Annotated in this window: 11 protein-coding genes; 1 reads left to right on the top strand and 10 read right to left on the bottom strand. The window is 66.5% G+C overall.

Annotated features, from left to right (window positions below; genetic code table 11):
• Positions 1-15: 15 nt before the first annotated feature.
• From PD284_RS05620 to PD284_RS05605, 4 genes are all read right to left on the bottom strand, one after another.
• Positions 16-174, bottom strand: coding sequence for a hypothetical protein (locus tag PD284_RS05620; protein WP_274627233.1), 159 nt, complete (start codon positions 172-174; stop codon positions 16-18).
• Between the two features lie 76 nt (positions 175-250).
• Positions 251-1,039, bottom strand: a complete 789-nt coding sequence (locus tag PD284_RS05615) for an SDR family NAD(P)-dependent oxidoreductase (RefSeq protein WP_274627232.1) — start codon at positions 1,037-1,039, stop codon at positions 251-253.
• Between the two features lie 139 nt (positions 1,040-1,178).
• Positions 1,179-3,269, bottom strand: coding sequence for an ATP-dependent helicase (locus PD284_RS05610; RefSeq protein WP_274630549.1), 2,091 nt, complete (start codon positions 3,267-3,269; stop codon positions 1,179-1,181).
• A gap of 275 nt (positions 3,270-3,544) precedes the next feature.
• On the bottom strand, positions 3,545-5,452 hold the full coding sequence (locus tag PD284_RS05605) for a propionyl-CoA synthetase (RefSeq protein ID WP_274627231.1): 1,908 nt from the start codon (positions 5,450-5,452) through the stop codon (positions 3,545-3,547).
• Positions 5,453-5,560: 108 nt separating this feature from the next.
• Between PD284_RS05605 and PD284_RS05600 the strand changes: the two genes are divergently transcribed.
• Complete coding sequence (locus tag PD284_RS05600; protein ID WP_274627230.1) at positions 5,561-5,722, top strand: hypothetical protein; 162 nt, start codon at positions 5,561-5,563, stop codon at positions 5,720-5,722.
• 29 nt (positions 5,723-5,751) lie between these two features.
• Here the strand turns inward: PD284_RS05600 and PD284_RS05595 are convergent, their stop codons facing one another.
• The 6 genes from PD284_RS05595 to tkt all read right to left on the bottom strand — a co-directional run bounded on the left by PD284_RS05595 (position 5,752) and on the right by tkt (position 14,311).
• Positions 5,752-6,483 carry an SGNH/GDSL hydrolase family protein gene (locus PD284_RS05595; protein WP_274627229.1) on the bottom strand — a complete coding sequence of 244 codons (732 nt, stop codon included), beginning with the start codon at positions 6,481-6,483 and terminating at the stop codon, positions 5,752-5,754.
• 18 nt (positions 6,484-6,501) lie between these two features.
• A complete protein-coding gene (locus PD284_RS05590) occupies positions 6,502-7,698 on the bottom strand; it encodes a phosphoglycerate kinase (RefSeq protein ID WP_274627228.1) in 1,197 nt (398 codons plus the stop codon).
• 103 nt (positions 7,699-7,801) lie between these two features.
• Positions 7,802-9,637, bottom strand: coding sequence for a potassium/proton antiporter (locus tag PD284_RS05585; RefSeq protein ID WP_274627227.1), 1,836 nt, complete (start codon positions 9,635-9,637; stop codon positions 7,802-7,804).
• Positions 9,638-10,699: 1,062 nt separating this feature from the next.
• On the bottom strand, positions 10,700-11,710 hold the full coding sequence (gene gap, locus PD284_RS05580; protein WP_274627226.1) for a type I glyceraldehyde-3-phosphate dehydrogenase: 1,011 nt from the start codon (positions 11,708-11,710) through the stop codon (positions 10,700-10,702).
• Positions 11,711-11,946: 236 nt separating this feature from the next.
• The gene (locus tag PD284_RS05575) at positions 11,947-12,237 is read right to left on the bottom strand and encodes a Dabb family protein (RefSeq protein ID WP_274627225.1); all 291 of its coding nucleotides are present in this window, start codon (positions 12,235-12,237) and stop codon (positions 11,947-11,949) included.
• 76 nt (positions 12,238-12,313) lie between these two features.
• Positions 12,314-14,311 (bottom strand): transketolase, encoded by a 1,998-nt coding sequence (gene tkt, locus PD284_RS05570; RefSeq protein WP_274627224.1) that lies wholly within the window; start codon positions 14,309-14,311, stop codon positions 12,314-12,316.
• Positions 14,312-14,511 lie beyond the last annotated feature (200 nt).

Genomic DNA, 14,511 nt, shown 5'->3' with positions numbered 1-14,511 from the left:
GATGCTTCCAAATCGTCAATCGAACCGGCTCGTGTAACGGTCGGGCCAGCCGATGTCCTTGCGCAGTTCGTCCGGCAAGGCGTTCATGAAACGTTCCGTGCGAATCTCGTCGCGGAAAGTCTTTATCTTGCCGATGTAGCGCTGGACGGTGCGAAACGGCGTGGTGAGATTCATGACGGGTTCCTCTTCATTCCTGGGAACCCAGTCTCTCACATGCCTCCTGACAACAGCCCGTCAGCAGCGGATCGTATCATGCACCTTTCACGGGGACGGTGTAGTTCAGCGGCAGTCGTCCACCGTCGGCATAGATCGTCTGGCCGGTGATGTAGCTCGCATCGTCGGACGCCAGGAATGCCGCGATAGAGGCGATTTCCGAAGGCTCGCCGATGCGGCCGAGCGGCGTGCGCGAGAGGATGCGGTTCTTGGCGGCCGGGTCAGAGTTCACCGATGCCAGCATCTCCGTCATGATCGAGCCAGGCCCGATGGCGTTGACGCGGATCCCGTAGGGCGCGAGCGACAGCGCCATCACCTTGGTGAGCTGGTTCACGCCGCCCTTGGAGACCGAGTACGGTACCTGGTTGGCGATGGCGAACACCGCGTTGACAGACGACATGTTGACGATGACCCCAGGCGTTCCCCCCTTGTTGACCTTGTCGACCATGTAGCGCGCGACCGCCTGGCCGACGAGGAACGACCCTTTCAGGTTGATGCTGAGCACACGGTCGAAATCCTCCTCCTTCAGATCGAGGAAATCGGCGCCGTGCACGATGCCCGCATTGTTCACCAGCGCATCGATATCGCCGAACGCGTCGATGGCCGCGGCGACCAGGTTGTGCGCATCGAGGCGCTTCGCCACGTCTGTCTTGAGGAAGCGCACCTCGCCGAGCTTGGACAGGTCCTTCTCGGCCTTCTCGCCCTTCGCCTGGTCGAGGTCGGCCAGCAGGACCTTGGCCCCGTCGCGCACGAAGCGCTCCGCGATCGCGTAGCCGATGCCGCTCGCCGCTCCCGTCACGATCGCCGTCTTGCCATCCAGTGCCATGCTGATCTCCATTTTTTCGCCGGTCCTGCCGGATTTTCGATGCGGACAGTGGCGAAACGGCGGACGGAAATCAACGTGCCGGCGTCCTGACGGCGCGTAATCGCCGCCGAGGGTGCACGCCGGCCGCCCGGTGCGTCGCCTAGCGCCACATGCCGCGCATGCGGCTCTTGAGGTCGACGCGGACGTCCGGCCGGGGCGCGCGTCCGCCGGATGCCGCAGGCGGCGGCCAGGAAACGCGCTCGAACCTGTCCAGCATGTGGTCCGCGATGAAGCGCGTGCGCGACGCGTAGACGTGGCGGTCGCCGCGCGACGCCTGGCCGTGCACGTAGAAGCGCTGCGGCGTGATCAGGTGAAGCGAATCCTTCGCCCGCGTCATCGCGACATAGAGCAGGCGCCGCTCCTCCTCGATCTCCTCGCGCTCGCCAACGGCAAGGTCTGAGGGAATGCAGCCGTCGACCGCGTTGAGCACGAAAACCTTCGCCCACTCCTGACCCTTGGCCGAGTGGATGGTCGACAGGATCAGATAGTCCTCGTCCAGATATGGCGGGCCGGCCTCGTCGCTCGTCGCGTCGGGCGGGTCGAGGGTCAGGTCGGTCAGGAAGCGCTCGCGCGACGCATATCCCGCCGCGATCTGCTCCAGCTGCAGCAGGTCGGCGCGGCGCACGGCGGCGTTCTCATGCATGCGCTCAAGGTGCGGCTCGTACCACAGGCGCACCCGCTCCAAGTCCGACGGCCACGCCGCCGCCTTCTGCCGCAATCCGGTGAACAGGTCGACGAAGGCGGCCCAGTCGGGCGCGGCGCGCGCCGGCGGGGAAAAGCCGGCAAGTCCCATCGCCGCGTCAAGCGAGCGCTCCATGGTCTCCAGCGCCTGGGCGGCGCTGGACGGCCCGACGCCCGGCAGCAGCTGGAGAACGCGAAACCCTGCCACGCGGTCGCGAAAATTCTCCGCCATGCGCAGCACCGCCAGCACGTCCTTCACATGCGCGGCATCCAGGAACTTGAGGCCGCCGAACTTCACGAAGGGGATGTTGCGGCGCGTCAGCTCGATCTCCAGCGGACCGGAGTGGTGCGACGCGCGGAACAGCACCGCCTGCTGCTTCAGCGCGATACCCTCCTCCCGCGCCTCGAGCACCTTCTCGCAGACGTAGTTCGCCTGTTCGGCCTCCTCGCGCACCGTCACAAGTTGCGGCCGCTCGAGAGAACGACGCTCCGTCCAGAGGTTCTTGGTGAAGCGTTCCTCCGCCTCTTCGATCACCGCGTTCGCGGCGGCGAGGATGGTTTCGGTAGAGCGGTAGTTGCGATCCAGGGTGACGACGTCCGCCGGCGCCGGGAACAGTTTTGGGAAGTCCAGGATGTTGCGCACTTCCGCGGCACGGAACGAATAGATCGACTGTGCGTCGTCGCCGACCACCGTCAGTCCGCGCCCGTCCGGCTTCAGCGCCGTCAGGATAGAGGCTTGGAGTCGGTTGGTGTCCTGGTACTCGTCGACCAGCACATGGTCGAAGCGGCCGCCGAGATGCGCGGCGATGCCTGGCTCCTCGGCCATCTGCGCCCAGTAGAGCAGCAGGTCGTCGTAATCGAGCACGTTCTGCGCCTGCTTGGCCTCGACATAGGCGGCAAACAGCGACTTCAGCTCGTCGGCCCAGCCGATGCACCAGGGGAAGTAGGCGCCGAGCACCTGACCGAGTTCCGCCTGGGCGTTCACCGCCCGCGAATAGATGGCGAGGCAGGTGCCCTTGGCCGGGAAGCGGCTCTCGGTCTTCGACAGCCCGAGGTCGTGCCGGACCAGGTTCATCAGGTCCGCGGAATCCTCGCGGTCGTGTATGGTGAACGCCGGGTCGAGGCCGATCTCGAGCGCGTAGTCGCGAAGCAGGCGCGCACCGACCGAATGGAACGTCCCCGCCCAGGACAGTCCCTCGCTCAGCACCGCCGCCTTGTCGCCCAGCACCTCCCCGGCGATCCGCTCGACCCGCCGGGTCATCTCCGATGCAGCGCGCCGGGAGAAGGTCATCAAGAGGATGCGGCGCGGATCGGCGCCCTTGACCATCAGGTGCGCGACGCGGTGCGCCAGCGTGTTGGTCTTTCCGGAACCCGCCCCGGCGATGATCAGCAGCGGTCCGGCCACCGCCCCGCCCCCATGCTCCACCGCCGCCCGCTGCTCGGCATTGAGGCGGGCGAGATGGTCTATCGGCTCGGGATGGACGGTCGAATCACGGACGGCGACGTTCATGCCGGGCATGAAGCATCGTTTCCGATATGTTCGCAACACGGCGTCGTGAGTCCGTGGGGCAATCGCTTAAAGGACCACCCGGGTGTACCCCCCACCCCAACCCCTCCCCACAAGGGGGAGGGGGAATCCTGCAGCGGCTTCGCTCAGCGCGAAACGATGATGATGTTGGCCGGGCATGGCGGCAGGCACGTCCCCTCCACCTTGTGGGGAGGGGTGAGGGGTGGGGGTAATCTCTTCAAGCGATTGTCCCGCGCCGGTCCGACGCGCGGGGCCCGCTACTCCCCGATGCCCCGATCCCTCAGCGCCGCCGTAATCTCGTCGAGGATCGCGGGATCGTCGATGGTCGCCGGCATCTTCCACTCCTCCTTGTCGGCGATCTTCTGCATCGTCGCACGGAGGATCTTGCCGGAGCGCGTCTTCGGCAGCCGCTTGATCGTGACCACCGTCTTCAACGCGGCTACCGCGCCGATGCGGTCGCGGACGAGCTGGATGATCTCCTTCTCCACCGTCACCAGTTCCCGCGCCACGCCGGCGTTCAGCACCACGAATGCGCACGGGATCTGGCCCTTCATCGCATCCGCAATGCCGACGACGGCGCACTCGGCGACATCAGGATGTTCGGCGACCACTTCCTCCATGCCGCCCGTCGAGAGGCGATGGCCGGCGACGTTGATGATGTCATCGGTGCGCGCCATGATGAACAGGTAGCCGTCGTCGTCGATGATCCCGGCGTCCGCGGTCTTGTAGTAGCCGGGGAACTCGGCGAGGTAGGATTGCCGGAAGCGCTCGTCGGCATGCCAGAGCGTCGGCAGGCATCCGGGTGGCATCGGCAGCTTGATCACCACATTGCCGAGCGTGCCGCGCGGAACCGGATGGCCGGCATCGTCGAGGATCTGCATGTCGTAGCCGGGCATCGGCACGCCGGGCGAGCCGTATTTCACCGGCAGCTGGCCGAGGCCGATCGGGTTCTGGCTGATGGGAGCCCCGGTTTCCGTCTGCCACCAATGGTCGATGACCGGTTTCTTCAGCTGCCGTTCCGCCCACTTGATGGTTTCCGGGTCGGCGCGCTCGCCGGCCAGGAACAGGGTGCGGAACTGCGACAGGTCGTATTTCGGCACGAACGTGCCCTCGGGATCCTGGCCCTTGATGGCGCGGAAGGCGGTCGGGGCGGTGAACAGCGCAACGACGCCATGCTCGGCGATCACCCGCCAGAAGGTGCCAGCGTCAGGCGTGCCGACCGGCTTGCCCTCGAACAGGACGGTGGTGCAGCCGTGCAGCAGCGGCGCGTAGACGATGTAGGAGTGCCCGACCACCCAGCCGACGTCCGATGCCGCCCAGAACACCTCGCCCGGCTTCACGCCGAACTCGTTCTCCATCGACCATTTGAGCATGACCATGTGGCCGCCATTGTCGCGCACCACGCCCTTGGGCTGGCCGGTCGTGCCGGAGGTGTAGAGCACATAGAGCGGATCAGTGGCGGCAACCGGAACACAATCCACATTCGCGCCGGCGGCGCGCTCGCGCGCAACCTGGTCGGCATAATCGAGATCGCGCCCATCGACCAGGTCGCAGCGCTGTTCGTCGCGCTGCAGGACGAGGCAGCGCTCCGGCTTGTGGTGGGCGATCTCGATGGCGCCGTCGAGCAGCGGCTTGTAGGCGACGATGCGGCCCGGCTCGACGCCGCAGGAAGCCGAGATGATCATCCTGGGCTGCGCATCGTCGATGCGGGTTGCGAGTTCCCGCGCGGCAAAGCCGCCGAACACGACCGAATGGATGGCGCCGAGCCGCGCGCAGGCCAGCATGGAAAACACCGCCTCAGGCACCATCGGCATGTAGATGATGACGCGATCGCCCTTGCCGACGCCCTGGTTCTTCAGGACGGAAGCGAGTGCAACGACTTGCTGCTTCACCTCGGCATAGGTGAACTTGCTGACCTTGCCGGTGACCGGGCTGTCGTAGATCAGCGCAAGCTGGTTGGCGCGACCGCCCGCCACGTGGCGGTCGAGCGCGTTGTAGCAGGTGTTGCATTCAGCGCCCGCGAACCAGCGTCCGTAGACGCCCGCATCCGCATCGAAGACCTTCTCCCAGGGCTTGAACCAATCGATATCCCTGGCGGCATCCGCCCAGAACTTCTCTGGGTCGCTTTTCCATGCCGCGTAGACTTCGCGATAGCGTGACGCCATGTCTTTTCTCCCGGTCTTGGGCGCTGCTTTAAAGGTCTGTCGCCAGTCAGTCCATGTGACGAAAGGCTGATGCTTTGACAGGACGCATCCGGCCTGATCAAAGGCGGCATGACCAAGATACTCTCGCTTCTCATCCTTGGCATGATGGTGATTCAGATCATCAGGCCCCTCGGCCTGCCGGGTCTGAAGCAGCGGCGCGATTTCTGGAAGCTGGCGGTCGCGGCACTCGCGGCGATCTCGGCGACGGCGCTGCTGGGCCACGGCCAGTAAAGGCACGCCGCCTTGCGCCGCGGCCATCTTCAGTCTTCCGCCAGCAACAGCTCGACGAGGTGTTCCGCCCAGGCGAGATATCCGGCTTCCGACGCATGAAAACCATCGGTGGAGAAGCCGGCGGCCGGATCCAGGATCGGCAGGCGCGGCGCGCCGAGCGCGCTGCGCTCGCGGCAGAGCCGGACGCCCATGCCGTTGATCGCCTGCGCCCGGACCTCGAGGATCCTGCCGAGCGCCTTGGGCAAAGCGGGCACGCGCGTCATGTCGACGACCGGCGACCAGATCAGCCGCGCCTCCGGCCATTTTGCACGCAGCGCATAGAGCAGCGTGCCGAACTCCCTGCCCCAGCGCGACACGGAGTGGAAATTCTTGGTGTCGTTGGTGCCGATGGACAGCACGATATGGGTCCACGGCTCGTGCGGCAGATTGGGCACGACCTGGTCCCGGATGCCGCCAGCGGTCGCCGAGTTGAAACCCGCCGCGCGCCAGTTGACCGCCCTGCCCGTCCGCTCGGCCATCATCGCCGCGAGCTGCGACGCCAGGCCTTGCTCGGAATTGCCGACGCCGACGGATGCCGCTGAGGAGTCGCCAAGCACCAGCAGTCCGATCGGCGGCTCAGCGCCGTCGATCCGGTGCAGCACCGGGCCTTTCGCCGGCGCCAGCCGCTCGGTGCGCAGCCTGACGCCGACGCCCTGCCAGACGTAGATCGAAGAGGCGAGCCAGGTGAGCAGCGCGGCCGGATTGAACTTGTCCCTCGCCACCGCGCCCCCCGCCGATGCCTAGGCCTTGAGCACTTCGACGCCGGGCAACGCCTTGCCTTCCATCCATTCAAGGAAAGCTCCGCCGGCGGTCGAGATGTAGGTGAAGTCGTCGGCGACCTCGGCATGGTTGAGCGCGGCCACCGTGTCGCCGCCGCCGGCGACGGAGACCAGCTCGCCGGCCTTGGTGCGCTTGGCGGCATGCTTGGCCGCCGCGACCGTCGCCCTGTCGAAGGGCTCGATCTCGAAAGCGCCGAGCGGGCCGTTCCAGACCAGCGTCTTCGCGCGATCGATCCAGGCATTCACCGCCTCGACGGTCTTCGGACCGACGTCGAGGATCATGCCGTCGGCCGGCACCTGATCGATCGCCACCGTCTCGTTTGCGGCGCCGGCCTTGAACTCCTTGGCCACGACGCCGTCCACCGGCAGGACGATGGCGCAGCCGCTTGAGGCGGCCTCGATCATGATCTGCTTTGCGGTGTCGGCGAGATCGTGCTCGCAGAGCGACTTGCCGACGTCGGTTCCGCGCGCAGCGAGGAAGGTGTTGGCCATGCCGCCGCCGATCACCAATGCGTCGACCTTCTTCACCAGGTTCATCAGCAGGTCGATCTTGGTCGACACCTTTGCGCCGCCGACGATGGCGACAACCGGCTTGACCGGGCTGCCGAGGCCCTTCTCCAGCGCCTCGAGCTCGGCCTGCATCGTGCGGCCGGCGAAAGCCGGAAGGAAATGCGCCAGCCCTTCGGTCGACGAGTGGGCACGGTGGGCTGCGGAAAAGGCGTCGTTGACGAAGACGTCGCCATCCTTGGCCAATTCCTCGGTGAAGGCCGGATCGTTCTTCTCCTCGCGCTTGTCGAACCGGGTGTTCTCCAGAAGTGCGATGTCGCCCGGGTTCATGGCGAAGATGGCGCCCTGGGCCTTCTCGCCGATCGTATCCGGGATGAAGGTGACCGTGCGGCCGATGACGTCCGACGTGGCGCGGGCGATGGGCTCGAGCGAGAACTGCGGGTCCGGCCCGCCCTTCGGGCGGCCGAAATGCGCCAGCAGAATGACCCTGGCGCCCTTGTCCGAGAGTTCGATGATGGTCGGCGCGACACGTTCGATCCGCGTGGCGTCGGTGACCTTGCCGTCGGCCATGGGCACGTTGAGGTCGACGCGCACCAGCACGCGCTTGCCTTTCACGTCGCCGATCAGATCGAGTGTCTTGAACTTGGTCACCGGCGTCTCCTGTGTGCAAATCGCGGCGGACATTATCGCGCGAAGGCTCCGATGCAAGGCATTTCGAGACCCCTCCGGCAGGATTCTGGGTCGCTCGTCCAGCTCAGAGATCCGACGTCGGCTCCTCCGTTCCCGGTTTCCTCCGGATGCGGCGAATGACCTTCTGCAGGCGCTCGAAAATATCCCCGGCGCTCACGACCGGCCCGTGGCCGTGCGCGGCCTGCGGCTCGAAGGAAACGCCCACTTCCGTGATGCGTCCCTTCTCGTCGACGTCGCGCACGATGAGTTCGATCGGGCCGAGCGCCACGCGGTCGGCATATTCCGGATGACCGCCGACGCGCGCCCGCACCAGTTCGCCGATGGTGAGCCGGCGCTCGGATTCCGTGAGGCCGGGCCCATAGGCCATCTCCAGCTCTTCCGCCGGGCGTTGCGGGTCGAGCGCGAAAGCGCCGAAGAAATCCGCGTCCTCCGGGTCCACGGCCGCACGGCTGGCGAACAGCTTGTCCAGCAGGCGCGGATAGCGGTCGGGCACGAAGATGTAGACGTGGTCGTCCGCGACCAGCCGGCCGGCATCCTGGAAGCGCATGGAACGCCCGTCGCGCACGATCAGCGACGGTCGCGCCCAGCGCGGAATGCGCTCGCCGCGCGCCACCGGGCTGTCGGCCACGATGCGGTAAGCGAGCAGTTCGTGGTGGGCGGAACCGGGAAGCTCCAGCTCGAACTTGTCCAGCGGCCCGATGCGCGGCGGCACGACGAGGCCGAGCAGCCGGGCGAACGGGCCCACCGTCCAGCCCTGCACCAGCAGCGAGACCAGCACCACGATGAAGGCGACGTTGAAGATGTACCGGCCGTTCTCCAGCCCGCCGAGCAGAGGCGTGATCGCCAGCAGGATCGACACGGCGCCGCGCAAGCCCACCCAGGCGATGAAAGCTGTTTCCGCGCGGGGAAAGCGGAAAGGCGCCAGGCAGAGCCACACCGCCACCGGCCGGGCGATGAAGATGAGCACGAGGCCGAGCGCCACTGCGGCAGGCAGGATGCCGAGGAACTGGGAGGGCGTGGCGAACAACCCGAGCACCAGGAACATGATGATCTGCGCCAGCCAGGACACGCCCGCCTGGAAGCGCCTCAGCACCGCCGTCGAGCGAACGCGCGAATTGCCGGCAATGAGGCCGGCCACGTAGACGGCAAGGAAGCCGGACCCGCCGATGGCCCCGGCCCCAGCAAAAACCATCAGCGACAACGCGAGAACGAAGATCGGCACCAACCCGTGGTCGAGGTCGAGCCGCTCGATGAGGCGCACGATGGCGAAGCCGCCGAGAATGCCGACGAGGCCTCCCAGCACCATGTGCGTGACAAAGCCGACCAGAATGTCGATCAGCAGGATCTCGGCCTCGGGATTCTGGCCAGCGGCGATGACCTCGACGAGGGTGATGGTCAGGAAGATGGCGATCGGGTCGTTGGTGCCCGATTCGATCTCGAGGGTGGACCTGACGCGGTCGCGCAGATGCAGGTTGCCGGCGCGCAACAGGAAGAAGACGGCGGCGGCGTCGGTCGAGGCAACGGCAGCTCCAAGCAGGAACGATTCCAGCCAGGACAAGTCGACCAGCGCGTGCGCCGCGATGCCGAAGATGATGGTGGTCAGGGCAACGCCGACAGTCGCCAGCGACAAAGCCGGCAGTGCCGCCTGTCGCAGCACATTGTAGGGCGTGCCGAAGCCGGAATCGAAGAGGATGACGGCCAGCGCGAGAGAGCCGACGAAATAGGCCAGGCTGGCATTGTTGAAATCGACGCCGAGGCCGTCGTTGCCGGCGAGCAGGCCGATGCTCAGGAACAGGAGAAGCAGCGGAGCACCGAAGCGAAAGGCGATCAGGCTCGAGAACGACGCGACCAGCACGAGCGCCGTGCCGATCAGCGTCACGAGGTAGATCGCATGATCCATCCGTCGCCTGCCCCCTTTCCGATCTCCGTTCCTCGTTGCGACAGAGTGCGGCGAAGACGGGAACCGCGCAAGCCACAGTTCCGAGGAGCAGTTTGCTTTTTATCGCCTCCGCCCGGAAGCGACTGCCATTCCCCCCGCAGAGAATGAAGCCTCCCCATCAGTTCGCATCGCCACGCCCGCTTGTCGCGTCTGGCCATTGTCAAAGAACGGTCCCGATGGGGGTCGGGGGACCCGACCGGGAAGACGGGCGGCCGTCCGGTCGCTCGTAACATAGAATATGCGGCCTCGCGGCCGCCCGTCCGGTGGTCTTGCCCCACCTGTCCCGCCCGGCCCATCGGGTCGCGGTCGGCGGTCGGGGCCCGGACCTGGGGGCTCATCACCCAGCAGCGCCACCGTAGCGCTGCCGATCCGGCACCGTCGCCTGCCCGGAGGGTCGGTGGCCATCCGTTTCCCGTGCAGGGGCGAGACGGATTATGAGGGCGGTTCTTGGGGTGGGGAGAATCTTTTTTCGAGCGGGAGATGTCGGCGCTCTGAAATGCAAGCGATAACAATATGTTAGGAGAAGCTCGGCGCTGCGAGTGGCTGCGAAAGGGGGCGTTTTTCTCCCTGCGCAACTCCCATTTTCGCGCTCTGGGCGGGCGTTCCGTTTGGCGACGGGGTGTTGCATTGCGCCGTCGGCGTGCTGCCGGGGCGTCACGGCATGGGTCCTAGGCTCTCCGCAGTTCGCTTCGCTCCTGCTTCGGCCCAGGATGACGAAGGGGGGAAGTGAGTTCGCCAATCGACAGCGCCGACGTTGATGATTGGCCGCTAGCAGTCCAACTTCGATGATTGGCCGCTGACACCCCTACTTCGTCATCCCAGGGCAAGCGCAGCGAAGCGGAGCGCGACCCTGGGACCCATGCCGTTACGTTCGGATACCCGCCCAGTGGTGCGGGCATGGACCCGACGCCGCCGCCTGCCGGGCTGCCACACTCGCTGCAGGTGGCGCCACGCTGCCTTGACCGCAAACGAAAAACGCCCGGACGATGCCGGGCGCTTTCGCTGATGAGAATGTGGCTCGGATCAGCCGATGGTCTTGCCGAAAGCGACGGCCGTGTCGGCCATGCGGTTGGAAAAACCCCACTCGTTGTCATACCAGGACATGACGCGCACGAGGTTGCCGTCGATGACCTTGGTCTGGTCGAGCGCGAAGGTCGAGGAAGCCGGGTTGTGGTTGAGGTCGATCGAGACCAGCGGCTCCTTGGTGTAGGCCAGGACGCCCTTCAGCTGGCCGTCGGCGGCGGCCACCAGGGCGGCGTTGACCTCGTCGACGGTGACCGTCTTCCTGGACACGAACTTGAAGTCGATGACCGAGACGTTCGGGGTGGGCACGCGGATCGAGACGCCGTCCAGCTTGCCCTTGAGCTCCGGCAGCACGAGGCCGACGGCCTTGGCCGCACCGGTCGAGGTCGGGATCATCGACATGGCCGCAGCGCGGGCGCGGTAGAGGTCCTTGTGCATGGTGTCCAGCGTCGGCTGGTCGCCGGTGTAGGCGTGGACCGTCGTCATGAAGCCCTTCTCGATGCCGAAGGCGTCGTTGAGGACCTTGGCGACCGGGGCCAGGCAGTTGGTGGTGCAGGAGGCGTTGGAGACGACGACGTGGTCCTTGGTCAGCTTGTCGTGGTTGACGCCATAGACGACCGTCAGGTCGGCGCCGTCGGCAGGCGCCGACACGAGCACGCGCTTGGCGCCGGCGGTCAGGTGCGCGGAGGCCTTGTCCTTGGACGTGAAGATGCCGGTGCACTCGAGCGCGATGTCGACGCCGAGATCCTTCCACGGGAGCTGGGCCGGATCCTTGATCGCCAGGACCTTGAACTTCTCCTTGCCGATCGAAATGGTGTCGCCGTCAACGCCGACTTCATGCGGGAACTTGCCATGCACGCTGTCGTAGCGCAGCAGGTGGGCGTTGGTCTCGACCGGGCCGAGGTCGTTCACCGCGACGACATCGATGTCGGTCCGACCCGACTCGTAGATGGCGCGTACGATGTTGCGGCCGATGCGGCCAAATCCGTTGATTGCGACTCTTACGGTCATGAATAGTCCTCCTGCGGAGCGTAAGCCGACCAAGACAAGGCGGCCGGGGTCAATTCGGCGCGGCTGCTGCGATGCCTGGGAGGCGCCGCGCGTGCAGCCGCTTCTTAAACGCGACGTGGTCAGGAATCCAGCGGCGATGCCGTCTGGTCAAATCGATTAACGCCGGTTGCTCCACGCGACATCTCGGCGCGGGGCGGCGAAAGGCGCACCGGGAGACGGCGCCTTGGCGGTCTCGATCAGGGCTGTGCCGGAAAATCCGCGGAAAAGCGCAGCTCGCGGAGCGGCCGCACCGCCCGGGTCGTGGCGTCATAGGTTGGGTGGGCCTTGTAGGCGGCAAGCGCCGCCTCGTCCGGAAATTCCGCGTAGACCACCACGTCGATCTGGTCGCACAGCGGATCGACCTTGCGGTTGAGCGCCACCTCGAAATGGGTGGAGAACGGAATCTCGGCCAGCGCCATCAGGCCGTCGCGGATGGCGACGACATCGCCGCCGGGCGGCGCACTGAAGAAGACGATGTGGCGGATCATCGGCGGTCCCGATCCAGATAGGGCGTGCCGCCCGGGCCCCGAAGCGGGAGCCGGGCGCGTTCGCGTGTCGCGCCGATCAGCGCTTGGCGGGGTGCAGGCGCGCCTCGACGGCCTGCGCCGCGGCCTCGGCGGTGATGCCGAAGTGCTTGTAGAGCTGCTCGATCGTGCCGGAAGCGCCGAAGCCATGCATGCCGACGAAGATGCCGTCGGCGCCGATGAAGCGGTCCCAGCCCATGCGGATGCCGGCCTCGATGGCGACCTTGACCGGAGCGACGCCGATCATCGCTTCCTGGTAGGCGGCCGGCTGCGCCTCGAACAGTTCCATGCAGGGCACCGAGACGACGCGCGTCGGGTGGCCGTGCGCCTGCAGCGCCGTACGTGCGTCGAGAGCGATCTCGACCTCGGAGCCGGTGGCGAAGATCGTCACCTGGGCCTCGCCGTCGGCGGTCGCCAGTTCGTAGGCGCCGAACGAGCAGAGGTTCTCCTCCACATATTCGGTGCGCACGGCGCGCAGGTTCTGGCGGGTGAGCGCCAGCGTCGAAGGCGCCTTGGCGCTTTCCAGCGCGAGCTGCCAGCACTCGGCCGCCTCGGTGGCGTCGGCCGGGCGGAAGACCAGATGGTTCGGGATGGCGCGCAGCGCAGCCACATGCTCGACGGGCTGGTGCGTCGGGCCGTCCTCGCCCAGGCCGATGGAATCGTGCGTCATGACGAAGATGGAGCGGATGCCCATCAGCGAGGCAAGGCGCATCGACGGACGCGCATAGTCCGAGAAGCAGAGGAAGGTGCCGCCATAGGGAATGATGCCGCCGTGCAGCGCCATGCCGTTCATGGCAGCCGCCATGCCGTGCTCGCGGATGCCGTAGTGGACGTAGCGGTTGCCGTAGCTGCCGGCCTGGATCGGGTTGGTCTGGCTGGTCTTGGTGTTGTTGGAGCCGGTCAGGTCCGCCGAGCCGCCGATGGTCTCGGGCAGCACGCCGTTGATGACCTCCAGCGCCATCTCGGACGACTTGCGGGTGGCGACTTTCGGCTTGTCGGCCGCGAGCTTCTTCTTGTAGTCGGCGATGGCGCCGTCGAGGCCGCCGGAGAGCTCGCCACGCATGCGGCGCTCGAACTCGCTGCGCACGTCGGAGCCGGCAGCGGCGAGCCGCTTCTCCCAGTCCTGGCGCTTCTTGGCCGAGTTGAGGCCGGCGAGACGCCATGCGTCGAGGATGTCGGAGGGCACCTCGAACGGCGCGTAGTCCCAGCCGAGCGTCTTGCGGGTGGTGGCGATCTCGTCCTTGCCGAGCGGCGAGCCGTGGGCCTTGGCCGTGCCGGCCTTGGTCGGCGCGCCGAAGCCGATGGTGGTCTTGGCGGCGATCAGCGTCGGGCGGTCGGAGGCGCGGGCGAAGTCGATCGCCTTGGCGATGGCCTCCGCGTCGTGGCCGTCGCAGGCGATCGTCGACCAGCCGGAGGCGGCGAAGCGCGCCTGCTGGTCAGTCGAATCGGCCAGCGACACGGCGCCGTCGATCGAGATGTTGTTGTTGTCCCAGAAGACGATCAGCTTGTTCAGCTTCAGGTGGCCGGCGAGCGTAATCGCCTCCTGGCTGATGCCTTCCATGAGGCAGCCGTCACCGGCCAGCACGTAGGTGTAGTGGTCGACGAGGTCGTCGCCATAGGCGGCGTTCATGATGCGCTCGGCGAGCGCGAAGCCGACCGAGTTGGCCAGACCCTGGCCGAGCGGGCCGGTCGTCGTCTCGATGCCGGCCGCGTGGCCGTATTCGGGATGGCCGGCGGTCCTGGAGCCGAGCTGGCGGAAATTCTTGATCTCGTCGAGGGTGATGTCCTCGTAGCCGGTCAGGTAGAGCAGCGAGTAGAGCAGCATCGAGCCGTGGCCGGCCGACAAGATGAAGCGGTCGCGGTCGGCCCAGTGGGGGTTCTGCGGATCGAACTTGAGATAGCGGGTGAACAGCACAGTCGCGATGTCGGCAGCGCCCATGGGCAGGCCGGGATGGCCGGAATTCGCCTTCTCCACCGCATCCATGGACAGGAAGCGGATCGCGTTGGCCATGCGGTCGTGCTTTTCGCTGTTGCTCATGGATCGCTCGCAGTTGGGGTGGCTCGGGCCAAAAAGGCAGCGGACACATAGCAGGTGCCGTCCGGGTGTCAACAAACGCGCAGACGCGGCGAAAAGGCGCGTCCGCGCGTTTCCCTGGCCGAACTCGGCTCCCCGGCTGAAAGGCCGCCGGCGCATTAGCAGGGGACAGATGAACAGCTTTGTTGACGTGCGCTTCCAGC

The organism is Mesorhizobium shangrilense, from assembly GCF_028826155.1.
Classification (GTDB): Bacteria; Pseudomonadota; Alphaproteobacteria; order Rhizobiales; family Rhizobiaceae; genus Arvimicrobium; species Arvimicrobium flavum.
This window is presented reverse-complemented; position numbering and strand designations above follow the sequence as displayed.

Excerpts from the sequence above, each read along its gene's own strand:
- PD284_RS05620 (WP_274627233.1), bottom strand. The coding sequence starts at position 174 with ATGAATCTCACCACGCCGTTTCGCACCGTCCAGCGCTACATCGGCAAG.
- PD284_RS05615 (WP_274627232.1), bottom strand. The coding sequence starts at position 1,039 with ATGGCACTGGATGGCAAGACGGCGATCGTGACGGGAGCGGCGAGCGGC.
- PD284_RS05610 (WP_274630549.1), bottom strand. The coding sequence starts at position 3,269 with ATGAACGTCGCCGTCCGTGATTCGACCGTCCATCCCGAGCCGATAGAC.
- PD284_RS05605 (WP_274627231.1), bottom strand. The coding sequence starts at position 5,452 with ATGGCGTCACGCTATCGCGAAGTCTACGCGGCATGGAAAAGCGACCCA.
- PD284_RS05600 (WP_274627230.1), top strand. The coding sequence starts at position 5,561 with ATGACCAAGATACTCTCGCTTCTCATCCTTGGCATGATGGTGATTCAG.
- PD284_RS05585 (WP_274627227.1), bottom strand. The coding sequence starts at position 9,637 with ATGGATCATGCGATCTACCTCGTGACGCTGATCGGCACGGCGCTCGTG.
- gap (WP_274627226.1), bottom strand. The coding sequence starts at position 11,710 with ATGACCGTAAGAGTCGCAATCAACGGATTTGGCCGCATCGGCCGCAAC.
- PD284_RS05575 (WP_274627225.1), bottom strand. The coding sequence starts at position 12,237 with ATGATCCGCCACATCGTCTTCTTCAGTGCGCCGCCCGGCGGCGATGTC.
- tkt (WP_274627224.1), bottom strand. The coding sequence starts at position 14,311 with ATGAGCAACAGCGAAAAGCACGACCGCATGGCCAACGCGATCCGCTTC.